Genomic DNA, 20,836 nt, shown 5'->3' on the forward strand with positions numbered 1-20,836 from the left:
ACAACCACTCACAAGGGCCTGTTTGACCTGGTCAGAGTGGGTTGGTCGGGTCAGCCGCCGGTGTCGCCGCCACCAGTGTGACCGCCCCCGGAGTGACCGCCCGGCGTGTCGCCGCCGCCACCTCCGCCGCCTCCGGTGCCGCCACCATCGGTGCCTCCGCCGTGGCCGCCTCCGCCACCGCCGGTGTCACCGCCTCCGGTGTCGCCACCACCGCCACCATGTGTCGGCGGACTCGAACCGGTGTTGTTGTCCGGTTCGCTGGTGTCCTGGTTCTGCGTGGTGTGCTGACTCGTGCGCCGGTGCCTGCTCCGCGTGGTCTCGTCGGTCGCATTGGTCTGGTCGTTGGACGAGTTCGTCTGCGTGGACGGGGTGTACGTGGAGAACGAGTAGCTGGACTGCTCCCCCATCGGCGGGATCTCGCTCAACTGCTCGACCGGTTTGCCCTGCAGGTAGTCCTTGGAGAACTCCTGCCAGATGAAGGTCGGTTCCTCACGCCCGTAGATGTCGTAGTTGGTCGAGCTGCCCTTGGGGTTGGAGTAGTTGCCGTGGATGGCCTTACCGCTGTTGCGTTTGTCCCCGACGTAGACGGCACTGACCACCTGCGGGGTGCCGCCGGCCATCCAGGCTGCGGTGTTGCTGCCCTCGTCACCCGCGGCGTAGGCCTGGGCGGTACCGGTCTTGGTCGCGTTCGGCCGGCCGCCGAGCGATCCGCCGCTGTAGCCGAGCACGTCCTTCATCGAGTCGAGGACAGTGCTGGCCAGCTGGGCGTTGCGCTTGGGGTCGTTCTTGTCGAAGGCCGGCTTGCCCGCGGTCTGCGCCTGGTAGAGCGTGTCCTCCCCGGAGGAGTCGGTGACCTTGCTGACGAAGTGCGCGGGGATGAACATGCCGTTGTTGAAGAAGGTGGCGTAGGCCTGGGCCATGTCCTTGACCGAGACCGGGTACTGGCCGAGCGCGATACCGCCGCCGATCTCCTTGGGCTTACAGGTCTTCGGGTCGACCTCGGTGAGGCTGGGGACGTTCTCGCAGCCCGCCCGCGTCGTGGTCTTGGAGATACCGGCCTGCCAGGCGGCATCGCGGACCTTCTGGGTGCCGATCTGGGCGGCGATGTTGTAGAAGACGGTGTTCACCGATTCGGTCATGGCCTGTTTGACCGTGCAGCTGGTGCCACAGCTCTCTTCGTCGGCGTTGTGCACCCTGGTGCCCTTGATCACCTGGTTGTCAGTGCCGTCGAAGGTGCTACCGAGCCCTGCTCCCGGCCGGTTCTCCAGCAGGGAGAGGAAGGTGAACGGCTTGAACGAGGACCCTGGCTGGTGTGCCTGGGCGGCCTGGTCGTACTGCGTCTTGTCCCGTTGACCCGGATAGTAGGCAAGGATGCTCCCGGTCTTCGGGTCGACCGAGACCTGACCGCTGACCAGGTTCTTGTCGTTCTTGTTGGCGCTCATGATCTTGTTGTTCGCATCAACGGCCATCTGCTGGACCTTGGGGTTGATGGTCGTGTAGATCTTCGCGCCGGAGTGCCGCAGCTGGTTGGCGTCGAGCCCCTTCGATTCGAGCTCGCTGTCGATCTGCCGTTTGACCGCGAGCAGATAGGGATTCTTCTGGAGCTGGGTCTCCTGCTTGTTGCTCCCCGCCTCGATCGGGGTCGGCAAGGTGGCCTGCGCGCGCTCCTCCTTGGTCATCCACTTGTGGTCGACCATCTGGTTCATCACGTAGTTCGCGCGGTCCACCCGGTACTTCTCGTTCTCCGAGCGGCCCGGGCCCTGGATCAGCCCCGCGAGCATGGCCGCCTGCGGTTTGCTCAGCTTCTCGGCATCGGTGTTGAAGTAGGCCTTGGCCGCGGCCTGGATGCCGTAGGCGCCGCGCCCGAAGTAGATCGTGTTCAGGTACGCGGTGATGATGTCCTGTTTGGACTGCTCGTTGGTCATCTTGAAGGACTGGACGAGCTCGATCGCCTTGCGCCAGTACGAGTGCTGGTCATTACCGGTGGCCTGTTTGACGTACTGCTGGGAGATGGTGGAACCACCGCCCTGGCGTCCGCTGACCTGTTTCCACACGGCGCCGAGGATGCCCTTGATGTCGAAACCGGAGTTGGTCTCGAAGCTCGCGTCCTCCGCGGCCTCGGTGGCGTGCTTGACCGTGTCGGTGATCTGGTTCGGCTTGAGGATCGTGCGGTTGCCGCCGTCCGTCTTGTCCGTGGTGATCAGCGACTTGTCGGCGAAGTAGTAGTTCACCGGCTGCGCGAGCTTGGCCTGCGCCTCCTCGGGAGAGGGCACGTCGACCACCTGGTAGGCGATGAAGAACCCGAGAATCGGCCCGATGATCAGCACGGCGGCGGCGATGTAGACACCCCGGCGGATGCGCTTCCACCGCCGCTTGCGCCGCATCCGGGCCCGCTCGAGGCTGGTCGAGCGCGGCCGCTGCGGCGGTTCGGGATCGTCCCCCGCCTCCGGCTCGGGCTCCTCGTCCGCGTACTCGTCCTCCTCGGCGAGGTAGTGCGTGTTCAGTCGGCCGTCGGTCTCGAGCGGTTCCTCGTCGAAGTCGTCGAAACCGTCCCGGTGGGTGAGCAGTTCCGGCTCGCGGTAGTCGTCGTAGTGCTTGTCCTCGTCGACCAGCGGGAGTAGCTCGGTCTCCCCTTCGACGGGCGGGATCGGCGGCGGGGCGTAGCCGTTCGGCCGTCCCCCGGGCCGCGGTGGCTGCTGGGGTCCGCGCGGCGGCTGCTGCTGACCGGCGGGCCCGGCCTGGCGCTGCCACGGCGGCGGCACCGGGCGGGCGCTCGTGGGCACCGGCTGGCGCACCGGTCGTCCCGGTTGCTGCGTGTTCGACCCGTTTCCGTTCGGCGTGGCTCCACCACCGAGAACGTTCTGGATGGAACCATGGGTACCGGCGCCGGGTTGGGGCTCCTCGCTGCGATGCCGGTGCGCGCCGCCGGGGTTCTGAGCGGCCGGCCGTCCCTGCCTTCCGTCGGGATCGTCACCCGGCCAAGACGGTCTACGCTGGTCGTTCACGAGTTGACCTCCATGGGCAGCTCACCCGTCCGGCAGCTGGCGCCCTGGTGTTCGGCGACGGGTTTTCGTGGCGTACTTCGTGGCATCACTGTCCCGCCGTCTTCCGTTTTCGGTTCCTGGTACCGCGCTCACCGTCCGAGGTGGCACCGGTCCCGAGGACGTATGACTGTACGAGGTGGTTCCAATGACAGCTCGGGCAGACCTCGACGACGTACACATTGAACTCACTGAACAGCTCGGTCATCTTCTCGAGCTCGGTTCGTGAGCGTGCGGAGCCGGAAGCGGGCCCGAGCACGTCCCCGAAGATCCAGTTGGTGTTGACCAGCTCGCCATCGCACAGCGGGCAGGACTGCTGGCTCGACTCGCCGTGGAACCGGGCGGCCCGCAGCAGGTAGGGGCTCGCATCGCAGACATCCATGGTCGAGGTGCGGCCGACACGGACCTCCGCGAGCAGCGCACGGCGGCGCAGCGCGTAGTCCACCAGCTGTCGTTGGGTTCGCACGGTCTACAGGGTACGTGTCCATCCTGTGATCTGAACCGGCCGATTCGATTTATGGCCCGATTCGCATTCGGTTTCGCTGAATCGGGAGCGCATCCGGGACGCATTCGTACCGGCTCCGGCACGCTTCGTGTGCGATTTTTCGGGTGATCGGGACGTATTTCGGAGGTTGTGGCGTTGACGTGTGAGAAGGTTCGCTTTCGCTGCTGGGGACCGGTCGAGGCGATGTATCGTCCCGATATATAACCGCCGTGATCGCCTTGGAGGTGTCGATGCTCGAATTCGCCGTGCTCGGCATCTTGCACGACTCGGCGATGCATGGATACGAGCTCCGCAAACGCTTGCGGGAGCTGCTCGGCTCGCTGCGGGCCTTCTCGTTCGGCTCGCTGTACCCGACGCTGCGCCGGTTGCAGCGCCGCGGACTGATCGCCGAGCGGGATCCGGAGGAGGGCGCGCGGAGCCAGCAGCGACGGGCGCGCAAGGTCTACGAGCTCACCGCGGAGGGCAAGGAACGGTTCGCCGAACTCGCCGAGGACGCGGGCCCGAACTCCTGCGACGACGAAGGCTTCGGCGTGCACATGGTGTTCTTCACCCGCACCTCGGCCAGCGCGCGCATGCGCATCCTCGAGGGGCGCCGCAGGCGGGTCGAGCAGCGGCGCGAGGGACTGCGCAGCGCGCTGGCCCGTGCCGGGGAGCAGATCGACCGTTATACCCGTGAGCTGCATCAACAAGGCCTCGAGGCGAGCGAGCGCGAGGTGCGCTGGCTCAACGAACTGATCGCGCACGAACGTGCGGAGCAGGAAACCGAAGAAAGTGAGGAATCCGGTCATGGGCGCTAACACCCCCGGGGTGAAGGTCGCGATCGTCGGAGTCGGAAACTGTGCGGCTTCGCTTGTGCAGGGGGTGCACTACTACGCCGACACCGATCCGGAGAGCACCGTTCCCGGGCTCATGCATGTGCAGTTCGGCGACTACCACGTGCGCGACGTGCGATTCGTCGCCGCGTTCGATGTGGATGCCAAGAAGGTCGGCAACGACCTCTCCGAGGCGATCCTGGCGAGCGAGAACAACACCATCAAGATCGCCGATGTGCCACCGCTCGGTGTGACCGTGCAGCGCGGGCACACCCTCGACGGGCTCGGTGCCTTCTACACCGACACCATCGAGGAATCCGACGAGCAGCCGGTCGACGTGGCGCAGGCGCTGCGCGACTCCGGGGCCGATGTGCTCGTCTCCTACCTCCCGGTGGGATCCGAGGAGGCCGACCGGTTCTACGCGCAGGCGGCCATCGACGCGGGCGTGGCCTTCGTCAACGCGCTGCCGGTGTTCATCGCCTCCGACCCGGAATGGGCGGAGAAGTTCACCAAGGCCGGGGTGCCGATCATCGGGGACGACATCAAGTCCCAGGTCGGGGCCACCATCACGCACCGGGTGCTCGCCAAGCTGTTCGAGGACCGTGGTGTGCAGCTGGACCGCACCATGCAGCTCAACGTCGGCGGCAACATGGACTTCCTCAACATGAAGGAGCTGTCCCGGCTCGAGTCCAAGAAGATCTCCAAGACCCAGTCGGTCACCTCCCAGGTCGACCGGGACCTCGGCAAGCGGAACGTGCACATCGGGCCCTCGGACTACGTGCCGTGGCTCGACGACCGCAAATGGGCCTACATCCGCCTCGAAGGGCGCGCGTTCGGGGATGTGCCGCTCAACCTCGAATACAAGCTCGAGGTCTGGGACTCCCCCAACTCCGCGGGGATCATCATCGACGCCGTGCGGGCCGCCAAGATCGCCCTCGACCGCGGCATCGGTGGACCCATCCTCTCCGCGGCCTCGTACTTCATGAAGTCCCCGCCCGTGCAGTACTCCGACTCCGAAGCCCGCGATGCCGTCAACCGCTTCATCCAGGGCGAACTAGAACGCTGACCTGGGCAAACGAGTGCTCGTGAGTGGTTGTGTTGGTTAGAACCAACGCAACCACTCACGAAGCCCGTTTTACGAGGTCAGCGGGGTTTCCTCGGTCTCGCTACTGGGTTCCTCGGCCTGCTCGCTCGCGGGTGCTTCGCGCTTCACGGAGTTGAGCAGCAGCTGCGCCACGTCGAGTACCTCGACGGACTCGGAGGCGAGCCCATCGGACTGCCGGGATGTGACCCCGTCGCTGAGCATGACCCGGCAGAAGGGGCAGCCGGTCGCGATCTTCGAGGGCGCGGTGCCCAGTGCTTCGTCCACGCGCTCCACGTTGATGCGCTTGCCGATCTTCTCTTCCATCCACATGCGCGCCCCGCCCGCGCCGCAGCACATCGACCGGTCACCGTGCCTGGGCATCTCGCGCAGGTTGGCTCCGGCCGCACCGGCGAGTTCGCGCGGCGCGTCGTAGACCTTGTTGTGCCGCCCCAGGTAGCAGGGGTCGTGGTAGGTGATGTCGGTGGCGCTCCCGCCGACCGGCGCGATCGGCACCAGTCGCCGCTCCCGCACGAGGCGGTTGAGCAGTTGCGTGTGGTGTACGACCTCGTAGTGCCCGTCGAGCTGCGGGTACTCGTTCGCCAGCGTGTTGAAGCAGTGCGCGCAGGTGACCACGATCTTGCGCTTGCCCGGCTCGCGGTCCTCGAACACCGAGTTGAGCACTTCGACGTTCTGCATGGCCAGCTGCTGGAACACGAACTCGTTGCCCGCGCGCCGCGCCGGGTCACCGGTGCAGGTTTCCTCCGGCCCGAGCACCGTGTACTTGACGTCGGCCATGTGCAGCAGTTCCGCGACCGCGCGGGTGGTCTTCTTCGCGCGGTCCTCGAAAGCACCCGCACAGCCGACCCAGAACAGGTACTCCGCGTCCCCGAGGTCACCGTCGAACACGGGCACCTCGAAGTCGAGCTCCTCGGTCCACTGCAGACGGTCCTTGGCGTTCTGTCCCCACGGATTGCCCTTGTTCTCCAGGTTCTTGAACATCCCGTTGAGCTCGCTCGGGAAGTTCGACTCGATCATGACCTGGTAGCGGCGCATATCCACGATGTGGTCAACGTGCTCGATGTCCACCGGGCACTGCTCGACGCAGGCGCCGCAACTGGTGCACGACCAGAGCACCTCGGGGTCGATGATGTCGCCGACGAGCGACTTCTCGGACTCCGCGAGCGCGAGCACGTCGATGCCGGCGTGCGGATCATCCCCGGTGAGACCGACCTCGTCGCCTGCCATGTCCCGCTTGCCGCCCGCGAGCAGGTAAGGGGCCTTGGCATAGGCGTGGTCGCGCAGCTGGGTGATGACCAGCTTCGGGGACAGCGGCTTACCGGTGTTCCACGCGGGGCACTGCGACTGGCAGCGCCCACACTCGGTGCAGGTGGTGAAGTCGAGGAAGCCCTTCCAGGAGAAGTCCTCGATCTGCCCGGCCCCGAACACGTCCTTGTCCGGGTCGGCCTCCTCGAAGTCGAGCGGTTTGCCGCCGCTCATCATCGGCTTGAGCGCGCCGAGTGCGACGTCGCCGGAGTCCTCGCGCTTGAAGTAGATGTTGAAGAACGCCGAGAGCCGGTGCCACGCGACGCCCATGGTCAGGTTGCGGGAAACCACGGCGAGCCAGAGCATCCCGGAGGCGAGCTTGATCAGCGCCATCACCGAGACCAGCACCGGGCTCGGCGGAAGCACTGAGGACAGCGGCTTGGTCACGAAGCTCGACCACAGCGGCATGTCCTCGAGGCCACTGGATTCCTTGAAGGCCTTCACGCCGAGCATGCCGAGACCCTCGATGATCACGACCGCTTCGACGAAGTAGGCCGCGCCGAAGTTGGATCCGGCGAACCGCGACTGCCGATCGGCGCGGCGCGGGTGGTTGAGCTGGCGGATCACCGCGAGCGCGACCCCGCCGACTACCGTGCCGAGCCCGAGCAGCTCGACGAGCAGGCTCCACACCGACCAGGCGCCGAGGTAGGGCCAGTGCCAGGAGGGAACGAACGCCTCGCCGTATGCTTCGAAGACGAGCAGGATGCCGAGCAGGAAGCCCCACATCACCATCCAGTGCCACGGGGCGACGTGCCGGAATTTGCTCATCCGCGTGTGCGCGGCGAATTCCTTGATCAGGGTCTTCAGGCGGGGAATGAAGGGGCCGTTGCGCGTCGAGTCCGGCTGGCCGAGCCGGATGATGCGCACCATCCGCCAGACACCGGAAAGGAACATCGCCCACGCGACCAGGCTGATCGCCACGCCGACAGAGCCGAGCGTGATCTGCCACGCACTCATGGTCCGGGCCTTTCGTCAGGAACCGTTGATCCGAGCACCTTAAAGCTCATTACCGATGAGTAACTGATCGGCATGCCCAACGTCCCACGAATGTGGTGCATGCCTCCTGGATATTGGGACTATCGTTCAGGTAATTTGACGTGACCTGCGAGAGGGAGGTGGAGCCCGAGTGAGTCCGCGTTCGGGAGCGCGCAGTGGAGTGGACGGGCGCAAGGTACGGGGTGAGAAGCGGCGCGCCGAGATCATCGAAGCAACCCTGCGGGTGATCGAGCGGGACGGCGTCGCGGGGGTCACGCACCGAACCGTGGCGAGCGAAGCCGGGATCCCGACAGCGTCCACCACCTACCACTTCGCCACCCTCGACGAACTGCTGATCGCCACGCTGCTCACCGGTGCCAAGGACATGGCCACCGAGGTCTACTGGATGATCGACCACGTGCGCTCGCACGGCAGGCGCGCGGCCGCCGAGATCGCGGCCCTGATCGCGCACGCGCTCGGCCCGCAACGTGGGCGGACCATGGCCGAATACGAGCTCTACCTCCTCGCCGCCCGGCGCCCTTCCCTCCGTCCCGCCGCACGACGCTGGCTCGACGTGCTCACCTCCATGGTGCGGCACGACGACGAGGTCGCCTTCCGCGTTTTCCTCGCGGCCATCGACGGACTGCTCATCCAGGGCCTCATCGACGACGAATCCCCCCGGGCCGCCGATCTCGAACCCGTCATAGCCGCCCTCCTCCGCTCAGCGGGCCAGTCCTCGTGAGTGGTTGTGTTGGTTAGAACCCGCACAATCGCTCACGAATGTGTATGCGATCCACTGTGGACAGGTCGTGGTTATCCACAACTGGGGATTAGGGTGCTCGCCGTTTTATCGGGATAGCGCGATAGTGAGGTATGCCGAGCAATGAGCGCTGGTCCGAGGAGCGGTTGACGCCGCGCCGTCGGCAGGAATGGCGCGCGATGCTTGCTCGGCAACATGGAATCGTGCATGTGCGCCAGCTGCGTGAGTTCGCGATCACGAGAGGCGTCCTGCAGGCGAATCTGGATGCGCGGCGGTGGCAACGGGTGGTGCGCGGGGTCTATGCCACGTTCACCGGTCCCCTCACGCATCCGGCGAACGTGTCCGCGGCGCTGCTCTATGGCGGGCCGACGGCGATGATCAGCCATACGAGTGCGGCTGATCGGTGGCAGGGCAAAACGGAACAACGGCGACCGGCCGAGGTCGAGATCACCGTCGCCTATGGACGCTCGGCGATCTCCCAGTTGCCGTTGGTCAAGGTGCACCGGTCGCGCGCGATCCGGCATATCGGCGCCGGTACTGATCCGGAGCGTACGAGGAGAGTGGACACGCTCACGGATCTCGCTGTGGCGGAACCGAACGCGGCGGATGCCACCACGATGTTCATCGGCCTCGCTGGACGCTGGCCAGTGACCGTCCGCCAGCTGGGGAGGAACCTCGAGGTGCGGCCGCCCTATCGGTACCGCAAGGCGCTCAACGGGGCGCTCAGGCTCGTCGCCAGCGGGTTGATGTCCGAGCTGGAGCGCGAATATCTGGAACTGGTCGAGCGCGCGCACGGCATACCGCCCGCGCGAAGGCAGCAACCGTTCCTCGTGGACGACCGGCTTCTGTACGAGGACGCGACCTACGACCACCTGGGCGCCTTGCTGACCGTGCGCCTGGACAGCCGGACCTGGCACGCGATGCCGTGGGTGGCTTTCCGGGATCGGCGAAGAGACAACGCCGCCGAATTGGCCGGCCGATCACGACTGACCTATGGGTGGAACGAAGTGCACACCGATCCCTGCGGGGTCGCCGAGGAGGTTATCGGCGTCCTTCGCCGCAGCGGAGTGCTCTTCCTCGCCCGTCGCTGCCCGCGGTGCGCCGCGAACACGCACGCCGAGGCAGGCTGACCCCACCGGGGGACGCTGAACCGGGCAGGGCCCATCTTCCATGACCCGCTGATCTCTTGTTATCCCCTGCGGACCTTGTCCGACAGACCCTTCGTGAGCGGATGTGCGGGTTCTAACCAACACAACCACTCACGAAGCACGGAAAACCCCAGGTCAGCCCTTGACGATGTAGGCCTCGAGTTGTTCGCGGTCGGTCTCGAGTTTGGCGATCATGTGCTTGACGACGTCCCCGATCGAGACGATCCCGGCGAGCTGCTCGTTGTCGATGACCGGGATGTGCCGGACGCGCCGCTCGGTCATGGTGACCATGACGCTGTCGACGGTGTCTTTCGGCGTACATGTCACGATCGGCGTGGCCATGATCTGGCTGACCGGCCAGTCGAGCACCCGTTCGCCACCGGCATGCAGATGTCGCACGATGTCGCGCTCGGAGACGACACCGGAGGGTTGCCGATCGGTGAGTACGACGACCGCGCCGATGTTGCGCTCGGCCAGTTCGGCGAGCAGCTCGCGCACGGTGCTCCGCGATTCGACCGAGGCGACGTAAGACCCCTTGCGTTGCAACACATCCGAGATGTACATGGCACGCTCCCGACAAGCGCTTAGCGGTGTGATCTCGGTTACAGTGTGCAGCGTTGTGGAGTAGGCGTAAATCCCCCATATCGCCCCAATCCAGCGGGGCGGCACAGAGCTCAGCGGGAGGTCAGAGGTACAGGCCGGTCCCGTGGTCAGTCCGCTCGGTCGCGGTCGCGTGGACGTCGCGCTCGCGCATCACGAGATAGGTCTTGGCCCCGATCTCGACCTCGAGCTGCTCTTCGGGGTTGAACAGCACCCGGTCACCGACCTTGACGTTGCGCACGCTGTTGCCAACGCCGAGCACATCGCCCCACTCCAGCCGCTTGGCCATCTGCGCAGTCGCCGGAATCACGATCCCGCCGCCGCTGCGCCGCTCGCCTTCCTCGGGTGTGGTTCGCACGAGGAGGCGATCGTGCAGCATCTGTATCTCGAGCTTCTGGTCGGCCACCTGCGGCATGGTATCGGTGCCCCGGTCCGGGCTTTCCGGGTCGGTACGGTCGAGCGTGCTAGGCATCGAGTCCCCCGAGGGTCAGTGCAAGCCGGTCGGCACCGGTCGCGGTCACGGTGACCGGAACGCCCCAGTCCTGTCGGGTCAGCTGGCAGGCCGGGTGTTCGATGGCCGGGTCATCGGCACAACTCGCGGCCTGGGCGACGATGTGCAGCACGCCCTCGCCGACGGATTCATCGATGACCAGTTCACGGGACAGGTCGGTGTTCGTCCCTTCCCCGGATACCAGCAGCTCGGGTGGTGAGGCGGAGACCTCGACCCTGGTAGACGGTCCGTATCGGGTGTCGAGCCGTTGTCCCGGTGCCGCCGCGAAGATCACGTCGAGGCGGACCCGTCCGGGGTGTATCTCGGTCGCCGGCCTGCTGATCTGCATCGCCTCCCCGTGCACGAGTTGTTCGGCGACGCCGGGTGCCACGGGCCGCTCGATGCGGTGTGCCGCGGACGCGACGGTCAGGATCGAGTCCTCCACGAGAAGCACATCCGATGGCTCGGCGAGATCCTCGGCGAGGGTCGATACCTCGTCGGTGGCCGGGTCGTATCGACGCAGGGCCCCGTTGTAGGTGTCGGCGATGGCAATCGAACCGTCGCCGAGGACTCCGACGCCGAGCGGGTGCTGGAGCAGTGCCTCGGCGGCGGTGCCGTCCCGGTGTCCGAAGTCGAAGAGCCCGGTGCCGATCACGGTGTGCACCTGTCGATCGGTGTCGACGTAGCGCAGTGCGGAGGTTTCGGCATCGGCCAGCCACAGCCGCTCCGCGGTCACCGCGAGCCCCGATGGCTGGGCGAAATGCGCTTCGCCCGCCGGGCCGTCCTTCAGCCCCTCGACCGTGGTTCCCGCGAAACGCCGCACCGTGCCGGCGATGGGATCGAACACGCTCAGGGTGTGGTTGCCCGCCATCGCGATGACAACGCCGCCCGCGGGGTGCCACCAGGCCACATCCCACGGGCTGCTCAGTTCGATGTCGGTGGCCGGGCCCTCGGTGGCGCCGGCACGCCATTGGCGGCCGGTCCCGGCCACGGTGCGCACGGTTCCCGCGTCGAGATCGAGCCCGCGCAGCAGGTGATTGGCAGTGTCGGCAACGATCACGTCATAGCCGACCTGCCGGGCGATTTCCGTTGGCAGTAGTGCGATTCCGGACGGCTCGGCGAACTGGGCCGGCTCGTCGGCGCTGCCGCGTTCCCCCGTTCCGAATCGGCGCAGCTCGGTTACCCCGTCCGCATCGAGTTCCACGACCGCATGCCGCGCCGAATCGGTGACGAGGAGCGTGCCGTGCGGCGTGTTCGCTACCTTCGCGGGGAAGCGGAGCGTGGTTTCCGGCGGTGGTGGTGGGACGTAGGGGCCGTCGCCGCGGTGCAGGGTTCCGGCGGCCTCGTGCGCGGCGAGCTGTGTTTCGAGGACCGCTCGCAGTGCCTCGGAATGGCCTTCACCTGCCGCGACGTGCACCAGGTATCCCTCAGGGTCGATGAGCGCGAGAGTCGGCCAGGCCCGCACGGCGTACTGCTGCCACGTTGTGAGCTCGGGATCGTCGAGAACAGGGTGGTGGACTTCGTAGCGTTCGACCGCGGCGCGCAACGCGTCCGGGTCCGCCTCGTGTTCGAACTTCGGGGAATGTACGCCGATGGTCACCAGGACATCCGCGAATTCGGCCTCGAGTTCGCGCAGCTCGTCGAGCACATGCAGGCAGTTGATGCAGCAGAACGTCCAGAAATCGAGTAGGACGAACTTCCCCCGGAAGTCGCGGAGGCTGTAGTTCGTCCCGCCGGTGTTCAGCCAGCCGCGCCCGCTCAGCTCCGGCGCCCGGACCTTGGCACGTTCACTCGTCGTTCCCACGTTCATCGGCAACGCGCGTGCCGGCGTGCGTGTTCCTTCGCGACGTGAGCCGGGAAAGTGGTCCAGGATGTGGAAAACCCCGCGGTGCTGTCAGGTCGGGGGTCCGACAGCATCACGGGGTCATCCCGTACATCGACAGTGCGCCGCGCTGCGTTACAGCGGCGTCGAAATTCGCTTGAATTCGTGTGGCACCGCGCGTTTTCGGGCGGTTCAGCGCATCCGCGCGTGCTGTGCGTGAGCGATTGTTGCCAGTTCGTGACGCATGCGGGTGCGGTCGATGCCCGCCTTCCTCGACTTGTTCGTGCGGTTGCGGTCCTTGCGGGCACGAATCCTCGCGGTGATGTTCATGGGTGCGCTCCTCAGTTCTCGTCTGTCCCCTGTTCTCCAGTATGACGCGATCCGTACACGCGTGCCACTTATTCGATGGTAATTTGCCGCACAAGCCGTTGATTATGCGGCCAATCAAGCAAGTCACAGTGATTCATCCGGAGTCATGTCGGCTGCTAAGGCTGCCTAGGATTTTCTAGTTCTAACGATAGAAAACCACAGACAGAGGTAGGCCCTCTCGTGCGCGGAAGTGTTGGTTAGAACCAACACAACCACTCACGAAGCACGATTCGTGCAGGTCAGCGGGTTAGGAGGAAGCGGCCGAAGTGGGGGACGGTGAAGGCGATGTGGCCGCGTTCGGCGGAGTAGACGAGCCCCTTCTTGATGAGGCTGTCCCTGGCCGGGGAGAGGGAGTTGGCGCGCCGGCCGAGGTGCCGGGCGACTTCGGTGCTCGCCGCGCCCGCGTCCGCGCCCTTGGTGAGCTCGGCCATGGCGTGCAGGTATTCGCGTTCGGCGGGGGTGGCGCGTTCGTAGCGGGACCCGAAGAACCCCACGGCGAGCTCGGTTTCGGCTTCCGGCGCGGCCATCTGGACGTCTGTGACGGTGATCGGGTTCTGTGGCGCGGCGTCCCAGGCTGCTTTGCTGTAGGCCTGCACGAAGTAGGGGTACCCGCCGGAGGCGTCGTAGAGGGCATCGAGTGCCTCGGGCTCGATGTCGGCCTCTTCGCGTTCGATGGGGGCGAGGACCGCGCGGTCGGCGTCTTCGCGTTCGAGCCGGTCGATCCGTACGTAGCGGAAGAGGCGTTCGGAGTAGGACTTGGAGGCCGAGAGCACGGTCGGCAGGTGCGGCAGACCCGCGCCGACCACGACGAGCGGCGCGCTGGACTGGGAGAGTTCGTGGCAGGCGGCGCACAGGGCGGAGACGTCCTCGGGGCGTACATCCTGCATCTCGTCGATGAGCAGGGCTACCCCGCTGCCCACGTCGGCGGCGAGCTCGGCGACATCGGTGAACAGTTCGACCAGGTCGATCTCGATGTCCCCGGAATCGGCGCGACCGCTCGCGGCGGGCACATCGATACCCGGCTGCCATCGGTCCCGTAGTTTCGCGTCGCTTGGTGCGCTGCGCAGCGCGAACGCCTTGAGCACTGCGAGCGTGGCCTCGACTCGGTCCGGGGCACGGTGGCGCACGGCGAGATCACGGATTGCGCGGTGCAACGCCGCGGAAAGGGGTCTGCGCAGTCCGGCGTCCGGGCGGGCTTCGACCTTGCCCGCGCCCCAGCCGTGCCGCATCGCCATCGAACGCAGCTCCGCGAGCAGTACCGTTTTGCCGACGCCGCGCAGGCCGGTGAGGACCAGACTGCGTTCCGGTCGTCCTTTGGCCACCCGCTCCAGGACCACGTCGAACGCGGCGAGTTCACGGTCCCGGCCGGCCAGTTCGGGTGGGCGCTGTCCTGCTCCCGGAGCGAACGGATTGCGGACCGGATCCATGTCGAGGACTGTATCGGGGTTTCTAGGGCCGATCCAAGATTTCGGAATACGTGTCGAGAGTAGGTTCTCGGGAGGAAGCGGACTCATCGAGAACGGGACAGGTGGACTGCACATGCTTCGTCGGATCGCTCGACCACTGCTTGCCTGGGTCTTCGTCAGCGGTGGAATCGACACATTGCGGCACCCGGCTGGGCGGGTCGAGCTCGCGCGCCCACTGCTGGACAAGACCATCGGCGATCGCTCGCTCCCGGTGCCGACCGACCCGGAGACGCTGGTCAAGGTCGACGCGCTGGTCAAGACCGGGGCCGGGCTCGCGCTCGGGTTCGGGAAATGCCCGCGGTTGGCGGCGCTGCTGCTCGCCGGGAGCCTGATCCCTACCACGCTCGCCGGTCACTCCTACTGGGAACACGATGACGAGGCCTCCCGGGCCACGCATCGGATCCACTTCGACAAGAACCTGGCATTGCTCGGCGGGCTGCTCATCGCCGCGCTCGACAAGGGCGAAAACCGAAAGCGTCCTTCGTGAGTGGTTGTGTTGGTTAGAACCAACACAACCACTCACGACCGAGTAAAGCCCCAGGTCAAGCGGGGTTTGTCGAGGCCGTCTTCTCGGGGAGGGGGGTGTTCTCGTCCACGTGGTAATCGTCGGCGCTGGTCTCGTCCCCGCTGTCCTTGGAGCCGAGCGCGCGGGCGATCACGGTGACGAGGACGGCGACCACGAGGTTCGCGATGAGGGCGACGAATCCGACGTAGATCTGCACCTGTGAACCTTCGAAGGGATGCCAGCCGAAGATCGACAGGTGCCCGAGTGGGAGCGCGGAACCACCGAAGTGTCCGGTTCCGTTCGCCCGGGGGATGCCGTAGAGCATGATGATCCCCCAGGCCATACCCACGATCCAGCCCGCGATCAGGCCGGCTTTGTGCAGCCAGCGGGTGAACAGGGCGATCGCGACCGATGGCAGGGTCTGCAGGATGAGCACGCCGCCGATCAGCTGCAGGTCGATGGAGAACTGCGGGTCGATGAAGACCACGAAGGCCACGGCGCCGAACTTCACGATCAGCGAGGCGAGCTTGGCCTGTTTGGCTTCCTGGGCCGGGGTCGCATCGCGGCGGAGGTAGGACTTGTAGATGTTGCGGGTCCACATGTTCGCCGCACCGATGGACATCACCGCCGCGGGCACGAGCGCGCCGATACCGATCGCGGCGTAGGCGATTCCGGCGAACCAGGACGGGAACTGGGTGCCGAACAGGTTGGGCACCACGGTGTTCGTGTCCGGCTCACCGGTCGCGTTGTTGGTGATCGGGCTGGTGCCCGCGGCCAGTGCGATGAACCCGAGCAGGCACAGCAGGCCGAGCACGAAGGAGTACGCGGGAAGCGCGACCATGTTGCGTTTGATCACCCGGCGTCCCTTGGAGGCGAGCACACCGGTCACCGAGTGCGGGTACAGGAACAGCGCCAGCGCCGAGCCGAACGCCAGGGTCGCGTACTGCAGCTGGTTGTTTCCGGTGAGCAGTACCGAGCCCTTCGGCTTGCCCGTCTTCGGGGAGATCTCACTCAGTTTCTGCTGTGAGATGTCGAAGATGTGGCCGAATCCGCCGAACTTGATGGGCAGGTAGATGACCGCGACGATGATCACGATGTAGATCAGCGCGTCCTTGACCACCGCGATCAGTGCGGGCGCGCGCAGTCCCGACTGGTAGGTGTAGAGCGCGAGGATCACGAACGCGATCAGCAGCGGCAGGTGCCCGAGCAGACCCGAGGCATTGATCCCCATCGTGCGTAGTACCGCTTCGAGCCCGGCGAGCTGCAGCGCGATGTAGGGCATGGTCGCGACGATCCCGGTGATCGCGATCAGCAGCGCGAGGGTCGGGGAGTTGAACCGTCCGCGCACGAAGTCGGCGGGGGTGACGTACCCCTTCGCGCGGGAGACCGACCACAGGCGGAGCGCGGGAAGCAGCACGATCGGGTAGGCGATGATCGTGTACGGCAGGGCGTACATGCCCAGTGCTCCGCTGCCGAAGATCAGCGCGGGCACCGCGACGAAGGTGTACGCGGTGTAGAGGTCACCGCCGAGCAGGAACCAGGAGATCCAGGCGCCGAACCGGCGGCCGCCGAGTCCCCATTCGTCGATGTGGTCGAGCGAGGCGGATTTCCATCGTGCGGCGACGAAACCGAGCACGGTCACGAACGCGAACAGCACGACGAAAACAACCAGTTCGACGATCTGTCCGCCGCTCACTTGCCATCCTCCCCGGAGTTCTCCTGCTTGTTCTGCTTCTTCGGCTTCTTGTCCCTGGTCGCCAGGTAGACGATCGCGACGCTGATGACGCCGATGAACACGAACAGGAACTGGTACCAGTAGAAGTACGGCATGCCGAACAGCCGGGGCCGATCCGCGTTGTACATCGGGGTGAAGAGGACGATCAGCGGAACCAGTAACACCAGGTTCCACCACGACAGACGCAGCCCGGAATGGCCGCGCCGCCTCGGCTCGGACGACATCGATGACCTCCAGCGGTTCGCAAGTGCCGGAATCATATGAGGTACGCGTGAAACCCCAAAACTGTCCCCAGCTGTGGACAGTTCCGGTGCCTACCTGTGGATAACCCCGGCTTCACTGCCCCCAGCAACCCCCGAATGGCCTAATCACCGCACTTCGCCAAGGGTTCGCCCGCTATTCACTTTCAGCTGAGTGATCCACAAGCGGGCCCCGGACCTGCTTGTGCGTGGTTGTGTTGGTTAGAACCAACACAACCACGCACGACGGGCTTCGACCTGCGGGAACGGGTCAGATTTCGGTGGTGAGGCGTTCCCGGTGGATGGGTCCGTCGAGGGTGGACAGTCGGATGCCGCGGCCACCCCAGCGCAGGGCGACGATCTCGGCCGCGATGGAGATGGCGGTTTCCTCCGGGGTGCGGGCGCCGAGGTCGAGGCCGATGGGTGAGGAGAGCCGTTCGAGTTCGTGTTCGCCGAACCCGGCCGCGCGCAATCGGTCGAGCCGTTCCTCGTGGGTACGCCGGGAACCCATGGCGCCGACGTAGCCGAGCTCGGCGCGCAGGGCGACCTCCAGTAGCGGCACGTCGAACTTGGGGTCGTGGGTGAGCACGGTGACGACGGTCCGTTCGTCGATCCGGCCCGCTTCGAGTTCGGCGTTCAGGTAGCGGTGCGGCCAGTCGACGATGACCTGGTCGGCGTCCGGGAATCGGCTGGTGGTGGCGAAGATGGGCCGCGCGTCGCAGACGGTGACGTGGTATCCGAGGAAGGATCCGATCCGCACCATGGCCGCGGCGAAGTCGATCGCGCCGAACACGAGCATCCGCGGCGGTGGTTCGAAGGTGGCCACGAAAACGGTGCAGCCCTCGCCGCGGCGCTGGCCGTCCGGCCCGTAGTGCAGGGATCCGCTGCGCCCGCTGGCCAGGCGTCCGCGCGCGTCGTCGGTGACCGCGTCGTCGAACCGATCCCCGCCGAGGGTGCCGGATCGCCGCTCCGGCCAGATGAGCAGGTGCGCGCCGATCCGCGCCGGATCGGGGTGCTCGACGACGGTGGCCAGCGCGACCGGTTCACCATCGCGGACCGATTCGGCGAGCTCGAGCACCCAGTCCCCGGCCGGTTCCACGAACACGTCGAGGATCCCGCCACAGGTCAGCCCGACGGCGAACGCATCGTCATCGGAGACCCCGTAGCGCTGCAGCACCGGAGCCGATTCGCTGATCACCTGCTGGGCGAGCTCGTAGACCGCACCTTCGACGCAGCCACCGGAAACGCTGCCGCGCACGGTGCCGTCCTCGGCGACGAACATCGCCGCTCCGGGCGCGCGTGGCGCCGAATGAAAGGTCGCGACAACGGTGCCGAGCCCGACCCGTTCCCCAGCGGCCACCCTGGTGGCCAGTTCCTCGAGTACGTCACGCATCGCGCACCTCTCGCAGCAACATCCGCAGTGTTTCCAGGCTATGCCCGGCAAGCAGGCGGTCGATATGCCCGAGCGCGGCCGCGATCCCGGACTGCACCGGCTCGTAGCCCGCCCTTCCCGCATGCGGGTTCACCCAGAAAACCTTGTGTGCCAAGCGATGTAACCGGGCCATCTGCTCACCGAGCCGCTCGGGTTCACCGCGTTCCCAGCCGTCGGAGTAGACCACGACCACCGCGCCGCGCGCGAGCCCTCGTTGCCCCCAGCGATCGCAGAACACGCGGAGTGACTCGCCGATCCGCGTTCCACCGGCCCAGTCCGGGACCGTCCGGGCCGCCGCGGCCAGGGCCAGCTCGGGATCCCGGGCGCGCAGGGCCGGGGTGAGCCTGGTCAGCCGGGTGCCGATGGTGAACGTTTCGGTGGCCGCACGCCTGGTCACCACGTGCGCGAATCGCAGAAGCGCGTCGGCGTAGGGACGCATCGATCCGGAGATGTCCAGCAACAGCACGATTCCGCGCGGTCTCGGTGCGCTCGCCCGGTGGCGGAGGTGTACCGGTTCCCCACCACTGGCGAGCATCCCGCGCAGGGTCCGTCCCGGGTCGAGTTCGCCGCGGTGTGCGGGGCGGCGGCGCATGCTCGAACGTAGCGGTGGCCGCACATCCAGCTCGGCGAGCAGGGCGCGCACCCGCTCCCGCTCGGCTTCGGTGAGCTCGGCCAGATCGCGGTAGCGCAGTACCTCGGTGTCGTCCGCGGCGACCCGCAGCGCCTCCCCCGGTTCGCCGCTCGCCGTTCTCCCGTCGAGCGCGGCGATCCGCGGGCGGGCCGGTTTCTCGGTTGCCGGTGTGGTCCCGGGGTATCCCGCGCCGAACCAGGCCGCGAAAACTCGCGCGTACACCGGAAGGTCGTCCGGTTCCCCGCACAGCGTCGCGCGCCCGGCCGCGTAGAGCTGGCGGGGGTCCGCGATATCGATGTGCCCGATGGCCTCGGTGAACGCCATGGCCCGGTGTGGATCGGCGGGTACCCCGGCCGCGGCGAGCGCCCTCGTGAAACCGAGCAGTCCGGGAAGCGGTTCCATCAGCTCGCCAGCAGGTTTTCCAGACCGGCTGCCAGGACCCGGTCGGTGTCCTCGTGGTACTTCAGCACGGCGCCGAGGGTGTGTGCCGCGGTCTGCGCGTCGAGTACGTCCCGGTCGAGGGCGAGCAGGGCGCCTGCCCAGTCGATCGATTCGGCGACCCCGGGTGGTTTGAGCAGTTCCAGCTCGCGGAGACCGCGCACCGCCGTGGCGACCTGATGGGCGAGCGCGTCCCCGATCCCGGGCACCCTGCTGTGCAGGATCGCCACTTCGCGGGCCAGGTCCGGGTGCTCGAGCCAGTGGTAGAGACAGCGGCGTTTCAGCGCATCGTGCACCTCGCGGGTGCGGTTCGAGGTCAGCACCGTGATCGGCGGCTGCCGCGCGGTGATCTCGCCGAACTCGGGGATGCTGACCGAGGCCTCGTCGAGTACCTGCAGCAGGAAGGCCTCGAACTCGTCGTCGGCGCGGTCGATCTCGTCGACCAGCAGCACACACGGTGCGGTGCGCAGCGCGCGCAGCAACGGCCGGTCGAGCAGGAACCGTTCGTCGTAGAGCGATTTCTCCGCCTGTTCGGCATCGAGGTGGCCATCCGATGCGGCCTCGAGCGCGCGCAGGTGCAGCAGCTGACGCCCGAAATCCCAGTCGTAGAGCGCCTGCGCGGCATCGATGCCCTCATGGCACTGCAAGCGGATCAGGGTGAGGCCGAGCGCTTCGGCGAGTGCTTTGGCCAGCGAGGTCTTGCCGGTGCCCGGCTCGCCCTCGCAGAACAACGGCTTCCCCATCCGCATCGCGAGAAACGCCGTGGTCGCGAGCTCCGGGTCGGCGAGGTAACCGGTGGCCTCGAGGCTGCGGGCCAGTTCGTCCTGGCTCAGGGTGGGGCGCTCCACAGACCGAGCCTAACCCCGTCCTCGGGTGTGTCCAGGTCTTCGCCGTGACCGAACCGTGCGCACTCGACCAGGTGCACAGTGCGTTCCCGCAGCCAGGTCTTCGCCCCGTGTGCGCCGTGCAGCGTCGCGCCCAGCTCGGCGAGGTGATCGGCCCCGATGAGCACCGGATGTCCCGGTTTTCCCTGGTAACCGGCCCGCGCGAGGACCGAGCGGGTGGCCAGCGCGCCGACCTCGCGCACCGTCTGCGCGGTGACTCCGGGCAGGTCGACCAGGTGCACCAGCACCGCGCTGGCCCAGTCGGGTACCGCGGCGAGGCCCGTGCGCAGCGAAGCCCCCATGCCCGTTTCCCAGTCCGGTGCGTACACGGACCGCACCTCGGGTGGTAACAGGGCGTGAACCTTGGAGGCGGCCGCGCCGAGCACCACGAGCACCTCGGCGCACCCGCCATCACGCAGTGTGCGTATCGCGCGGAGCACGAGCGGCTCGCCCCCGACCTCGGCGAGCGCCTTCGGGCCGCCGAATCGGGTCCCCGCCCCCGCGGCCAGTAACAACCCGACGACCTGCGGTTTCTCCGTCACCTACCCCAGCCTAGCCGTGCTTGTGCGTGGTTGTG

Annotated in this window: 19 protein-coding genes; 5 read left to right on the forward strand and 14 right to left on the reverse strand. The window is 66.8% G+C overall.

Features of this window, described 5'->3' with window-relative positions:
- Positions 1–50 precede the first annotated feature (50 nt).
- Together AD72_RS19940 and AD72_RS19945 are read right to left on the reverse strand one after the other, a co-directional pair.
- A complete protein-coding gene (locus AD72_RS19940; RefSeq protein WP_156365279.1) occupies positions 51–2,783 on the reverse strand; it encodes a transglycosylase domain-containing protein in 2,733 nt (910 codons plus the stop codon).
- Between the two features lie 307 nt (positions 2,784–3,090).
- Positions 3,091–3,507 carry a DUF5318 family protein gene (locus tag AD72_RS19945; protein WP_031468048.1) on the reverse strand — a complete coding sequence of 139 codons (417 nt, stop codon included), beginning with the start codon at positions 3,505–3,507 and terminating at the stop codon, positions 3,091–3,093.
- A gap of 269 nt (positions 3,508–3,776) precedes the next feature.
- Here AD72_RS19945 and AD72_RS19950 point away from each other — a divergent pair, with 269 nt between their 5' ends.
- The gene (locus AD72_RS19950; protein WP_031468049.1) at positions 3,777–4,343 is read left to right on the forward strand and encodes a PadR family transcriptional regulator; all 567 of its coding nucleotides are present in this window, start codon (positions 3,777–3,779) and stop codon (positions 4,341–4,343) included.
- Entirely contained in the window at positions 4,333–5,424 is a 1,092-nt protein-coding gene (locus AD72_RS19955) for an inositol-3-phosphate synthase (RefSeq protein ID WP_031468050.1), read from the forward strand. The genes AD72_RS19950 and AD72_RS19955 overlap by 11 nt, the downstream gene beginning before the upstream one ends.
- 69 nt (positions 5,425–5,493) lie before the next feature.
- On the opposite strand, the gene AD72_RS19960 is transcribed toward AD72_RS19955, so the two are convergent.
- Positions 5,494–7,722: a (Fe-S)-binding protein gene (locus AD72_RS19960; RefSeq protein WP_031468051.1), complete on the reverse strand. Its 2,229-nt coding sequence runs from the start codon at positions 7,720–7,722 to the stop codon at positions 5,494–5,496.
- Between the two features lie 169 nt (positions 7,723–7,891).
- Between AD72_RS19960 and AD72_RS19965 the strand changes: the two genes are divergently transcribed.
- Together AD72_RS19965 and AD72_RS19970 are read left to right on the forward strand one after the other, a co-directional pair.
- The gene (locus AD72_RS19965) at positions 7,892–8,482 is read left to right on the forward strand and encodes a TetR/AcrR family transcriptional regulator (RefSeq protein ID WP_231644904.1); all 591 of its coding nucleotides are present in this window, start codon (positions 7,892–7,894) and stop codon (positions 8,480–8,482) included.
- Between the two features lie 221 nt (positions 8,483–8,703).
- Positions 8,704–9,630 carry a hypothetical protein gene (locus tag AD72_RS19970; RefSeq protein ID WP_343123742.1) on the forward strand — a complete coding sequence of 309 codons (927 nt, stop codon included), beginning with the start codon at positions 8,704–8,706 and terminating at the stop codon, positions 9,628–9,630.
- Between the two features lie 153 nt (positions 9,631–9,783).
- On the opposite strand, the gene AD72_RS19975 is transcribed toward AD72_RS19970, so the two are convergent.
- The 5 genes from AD72_RS19975 to AD72_RS19990 all read right to left on the reverse strand — a co-directional run bounded on the left by AD72_RS19975 (position 9,784) and on the right by AD72_RS19990 (position 14,356).
- Positions 9,784–10,212, reverse strand: coding sequence for a CBS domain-containing protein (locus AD72_RS19975; protein WP_031468053.1), 429 nt, complete (start codon positions 10,210–10,212; stop codon positions 9,784–9,786).
- A 121-nt stretch (positions 10,213–10,333) separates the two neighbouring features.
- Positions 10,334–10,663, reverse strand: coding sequence for a GroES family chaperonin (locus AD72_RS19980; protein ID WP_026197566.1), 330 nt, complete (start codon positions 10,661–10,663; stop codon positions 10,334–10,336).
- A gap of 49 nt (positions 10,664–10,712) precedes the next feature.
- The gene (locus tag AD72_RS19985) at positions 10,713–12,548 is read right to left on the reverse strand and encodes an NHL domain-containing thioredoxin family protein (protein ID WP_031468054.1); all 1,836 of its coding nucleotides are present in this window, start codon (positions 12,546–12,548) and stop codon (positions 10,713–10,715) included.
- A gap of 204 nt (positions 12,549–12,752) precedes the next feature.
- Complete coding sequence (locus AD72_RS36680; protein WP_156365280.1) at positions 12,753–12,890, reverse strand: hypothetical protein; 138 nt, start codon at positions 12,888–12,890, stop codon at positions 12,753–12,755.
- A gap of 278 nt (positions 12,891–13,168) precedes the next feature.
- Positions 13,169–14,356, reverse strand: coding sequence for an ATP-binding protein (locus tag AD72_RS19990; protein WP_031468055.1), 1,188 nt, complete (start codon positions 14,354–14,356; stop codon positions 13,169–13,171).
- Positions 14,357–14,468: 112 nt separating this feature from the next.
- Here AD72_RS19990 and AD72_RS19995 point away from each other — a divergent pair, with 112 nt between their 5' ends.
- A complete protein-coding gene (locus AD72_RS19995) occupies positions 14,469–14,882 on the forward strand; it encodes a DoxX family membrane protein (protein WP_051898806.1) in 414 nt (137 codons plus the stop codon).
- Positions 14,883–14,937: 55 nt separating this feature from the next.
- On the opposite strand, the gene mctP is transcribed toward AD72_RS19995, so the two are convergent.
- The 6 genes from mctP to AD72_RS20025 form a co-directional block, all read right to left on the reverse strand.
- On the reverse strand, positions 14,938–16,596 hold the full coding sequence (mctP, locus tag AD72_RS20000) for a monocarboxylate uptake permease MctP (RefSeq protein ID WP_031468057.1): 1,659 nt from the start codon (positions 16,594–16,596) through the stop codon (positions 14,938–14,940).
- A complete protein-coding gene (locus AD72_RS20005; protein WP_031468058.1) occupies positions 16,593–16,859 on the reverse strand; it encodes a DUF3311 domain-containing protein in 267 nt (88 codons plus the stop codon). Before AD72_RS20005 ends, mctP begins: the two co-directional genes overlap by 4 nt.
- A 286-nt stretch (positions 16,860–17,145) precedes the next feature.
- A complete protein-coding gene (locus AD72_RS20010) occupies positions 17,146–18,267 on the reverse strand; it encodes an XdhC family protein (protein ID WP_031468059.1) in 1,122 nt (373 codons plus the stop codon).
- Positions 18,260–19,339, reverse strand: a complete 1,080-nt coding sequence (locus tag AD72_RS20015; RefSeq protein WP_031468060.1) for a vWA domain-containing protein — start codon at positions 19,337–19,339, stop codon at positions 18,260–18,262. Before AD72_RS20015 ends, AD72_RS20010 begins: the two co-directional genes overlap by 8 nt.
- Complete coding sequence (locus AD72_RS20020) at positions 19,339–20,223, reverse strand: AAA family ATPase (protein WP_031468061.1); 885 nt, start codon at positions 20,221–20,223, stop codon at positions 19,339–19,341. Before AD72_RS20020 ends, AD72_RS20015 begins: the two co-directional genes overlap by 1 nt.
- Complete coding sequence (locus AD72_RS20025) at positions 20,205–20,801, reverse strand: nucleotidyltransferase family protein (RefSeq protein ID WP_037346545.1); 597 nt, start codon at positions 20,799–20,801, stop codon at positions 20,205–20,207. The genes AD72_RS20020 and AD72_RS20025 overlap by 19 nt, the downstream gene beginning before the upstream one ends.
- Between the last annotated feature and the right edge of the window lie 35 nt (positions 20,802–20,836).

Origin of the sequence: Sciscionella sediminilitoris (assembly GCF_000737195.2) — a bacterium.
Classification (GTDB): Bacteria; Actinomycetota; Actinomycetes; order Mycobacteriales; family Pseudonocardiaceae; genus Sciscionella; species Sciscionella sediminilitoris.

Bases quoted from the DNA above. Each gene is read 5' to 3' on its own strand.
- AD72_RS19985 (WP_031468054.1), bottom strand. From the start codon at position 12,548: ATGAACGTGGGAACGACGAGTGAACGTGCCAAGGTCCGGGCGCCGGAG.
- AD72_RS36680 (WP_156365280.1), bottom strand. From the start codon at position 12,890: ATGAACATCACCGCGAGGATTCGTGCCCGCAAGGACCGCAACCGCACG.
- AD72_RS20005 (WP_031468058.1), bottom strand. From the start codon at position 16,859: ATGTCGTCCGAGCCGAGGCGGCGCGGCCATTCCGGGCTGCGTCTGTCG.
- AD72_RS19950 (WP_031468049.1), top strand. From the start codon at position 3,777: ATGCTCGAATTCGCCGTGCTCGGCATCTTGCACGACTCGGCGATGCAT.
- AD72_RS19990 (WP_031468055.1), bottom strand. From the start codon at position 14,356: ATGGATCCGGTCCGCAATCCGTTCGCTCCGGGAGCAGGACAGCGCCCA.
- AD72_RS19980 (WP_026197566.1), bottom strand. From the start codon at position 10,663: ATGCCGCAGGTGGCCGACCAGAAGCTCGAGATACAGATGCTGCACGAT.
- AD72_RS19955 (WP_031468050.1), top strand. From the start codon at position 4,333: ATGGGCGCTAACACCCCCGGGGTGAAGGTCGCGATCGTCGGAGTCGGA.
- AD72_RS20015 (WP_031468060.1), bottom strand. From the start codon at position 19,339: ATGGAACCGCTTCCCGGACTGCTCGGTTTCACGAGGGCGCTCGCCGCG.
- AD72_RS20010 (WP_031468059.1), bottom strand. From the start codon at position 18,267: ATGCGTGACGTACTCGAGGAACTGGCCACCAGGGTGGCCGCTGGGGAA.
- AD72_RS19960 (WP_031468051.1), bottom strand. From the start codon at position 7,722: ATGAGTGCGTGGCAGATCACGCTCGGCTCTGTCGGCGTGGCGATCAGC.
- AD72_RS19995 (WP_051898806.1), top strand. From the start codon at position 14,469: ATGCTTCGTCGGATCGCTCGACCACTGCTTGCCTGGGTCTTCGTCAGC.
- AD72_RS19975 (WP_031468053.1), bottom strand. From the start codon at position 10,212: ATGTACATCTCGGATGTGTTGCAACGCAAGGGGTCTTACGTCGCCTCG.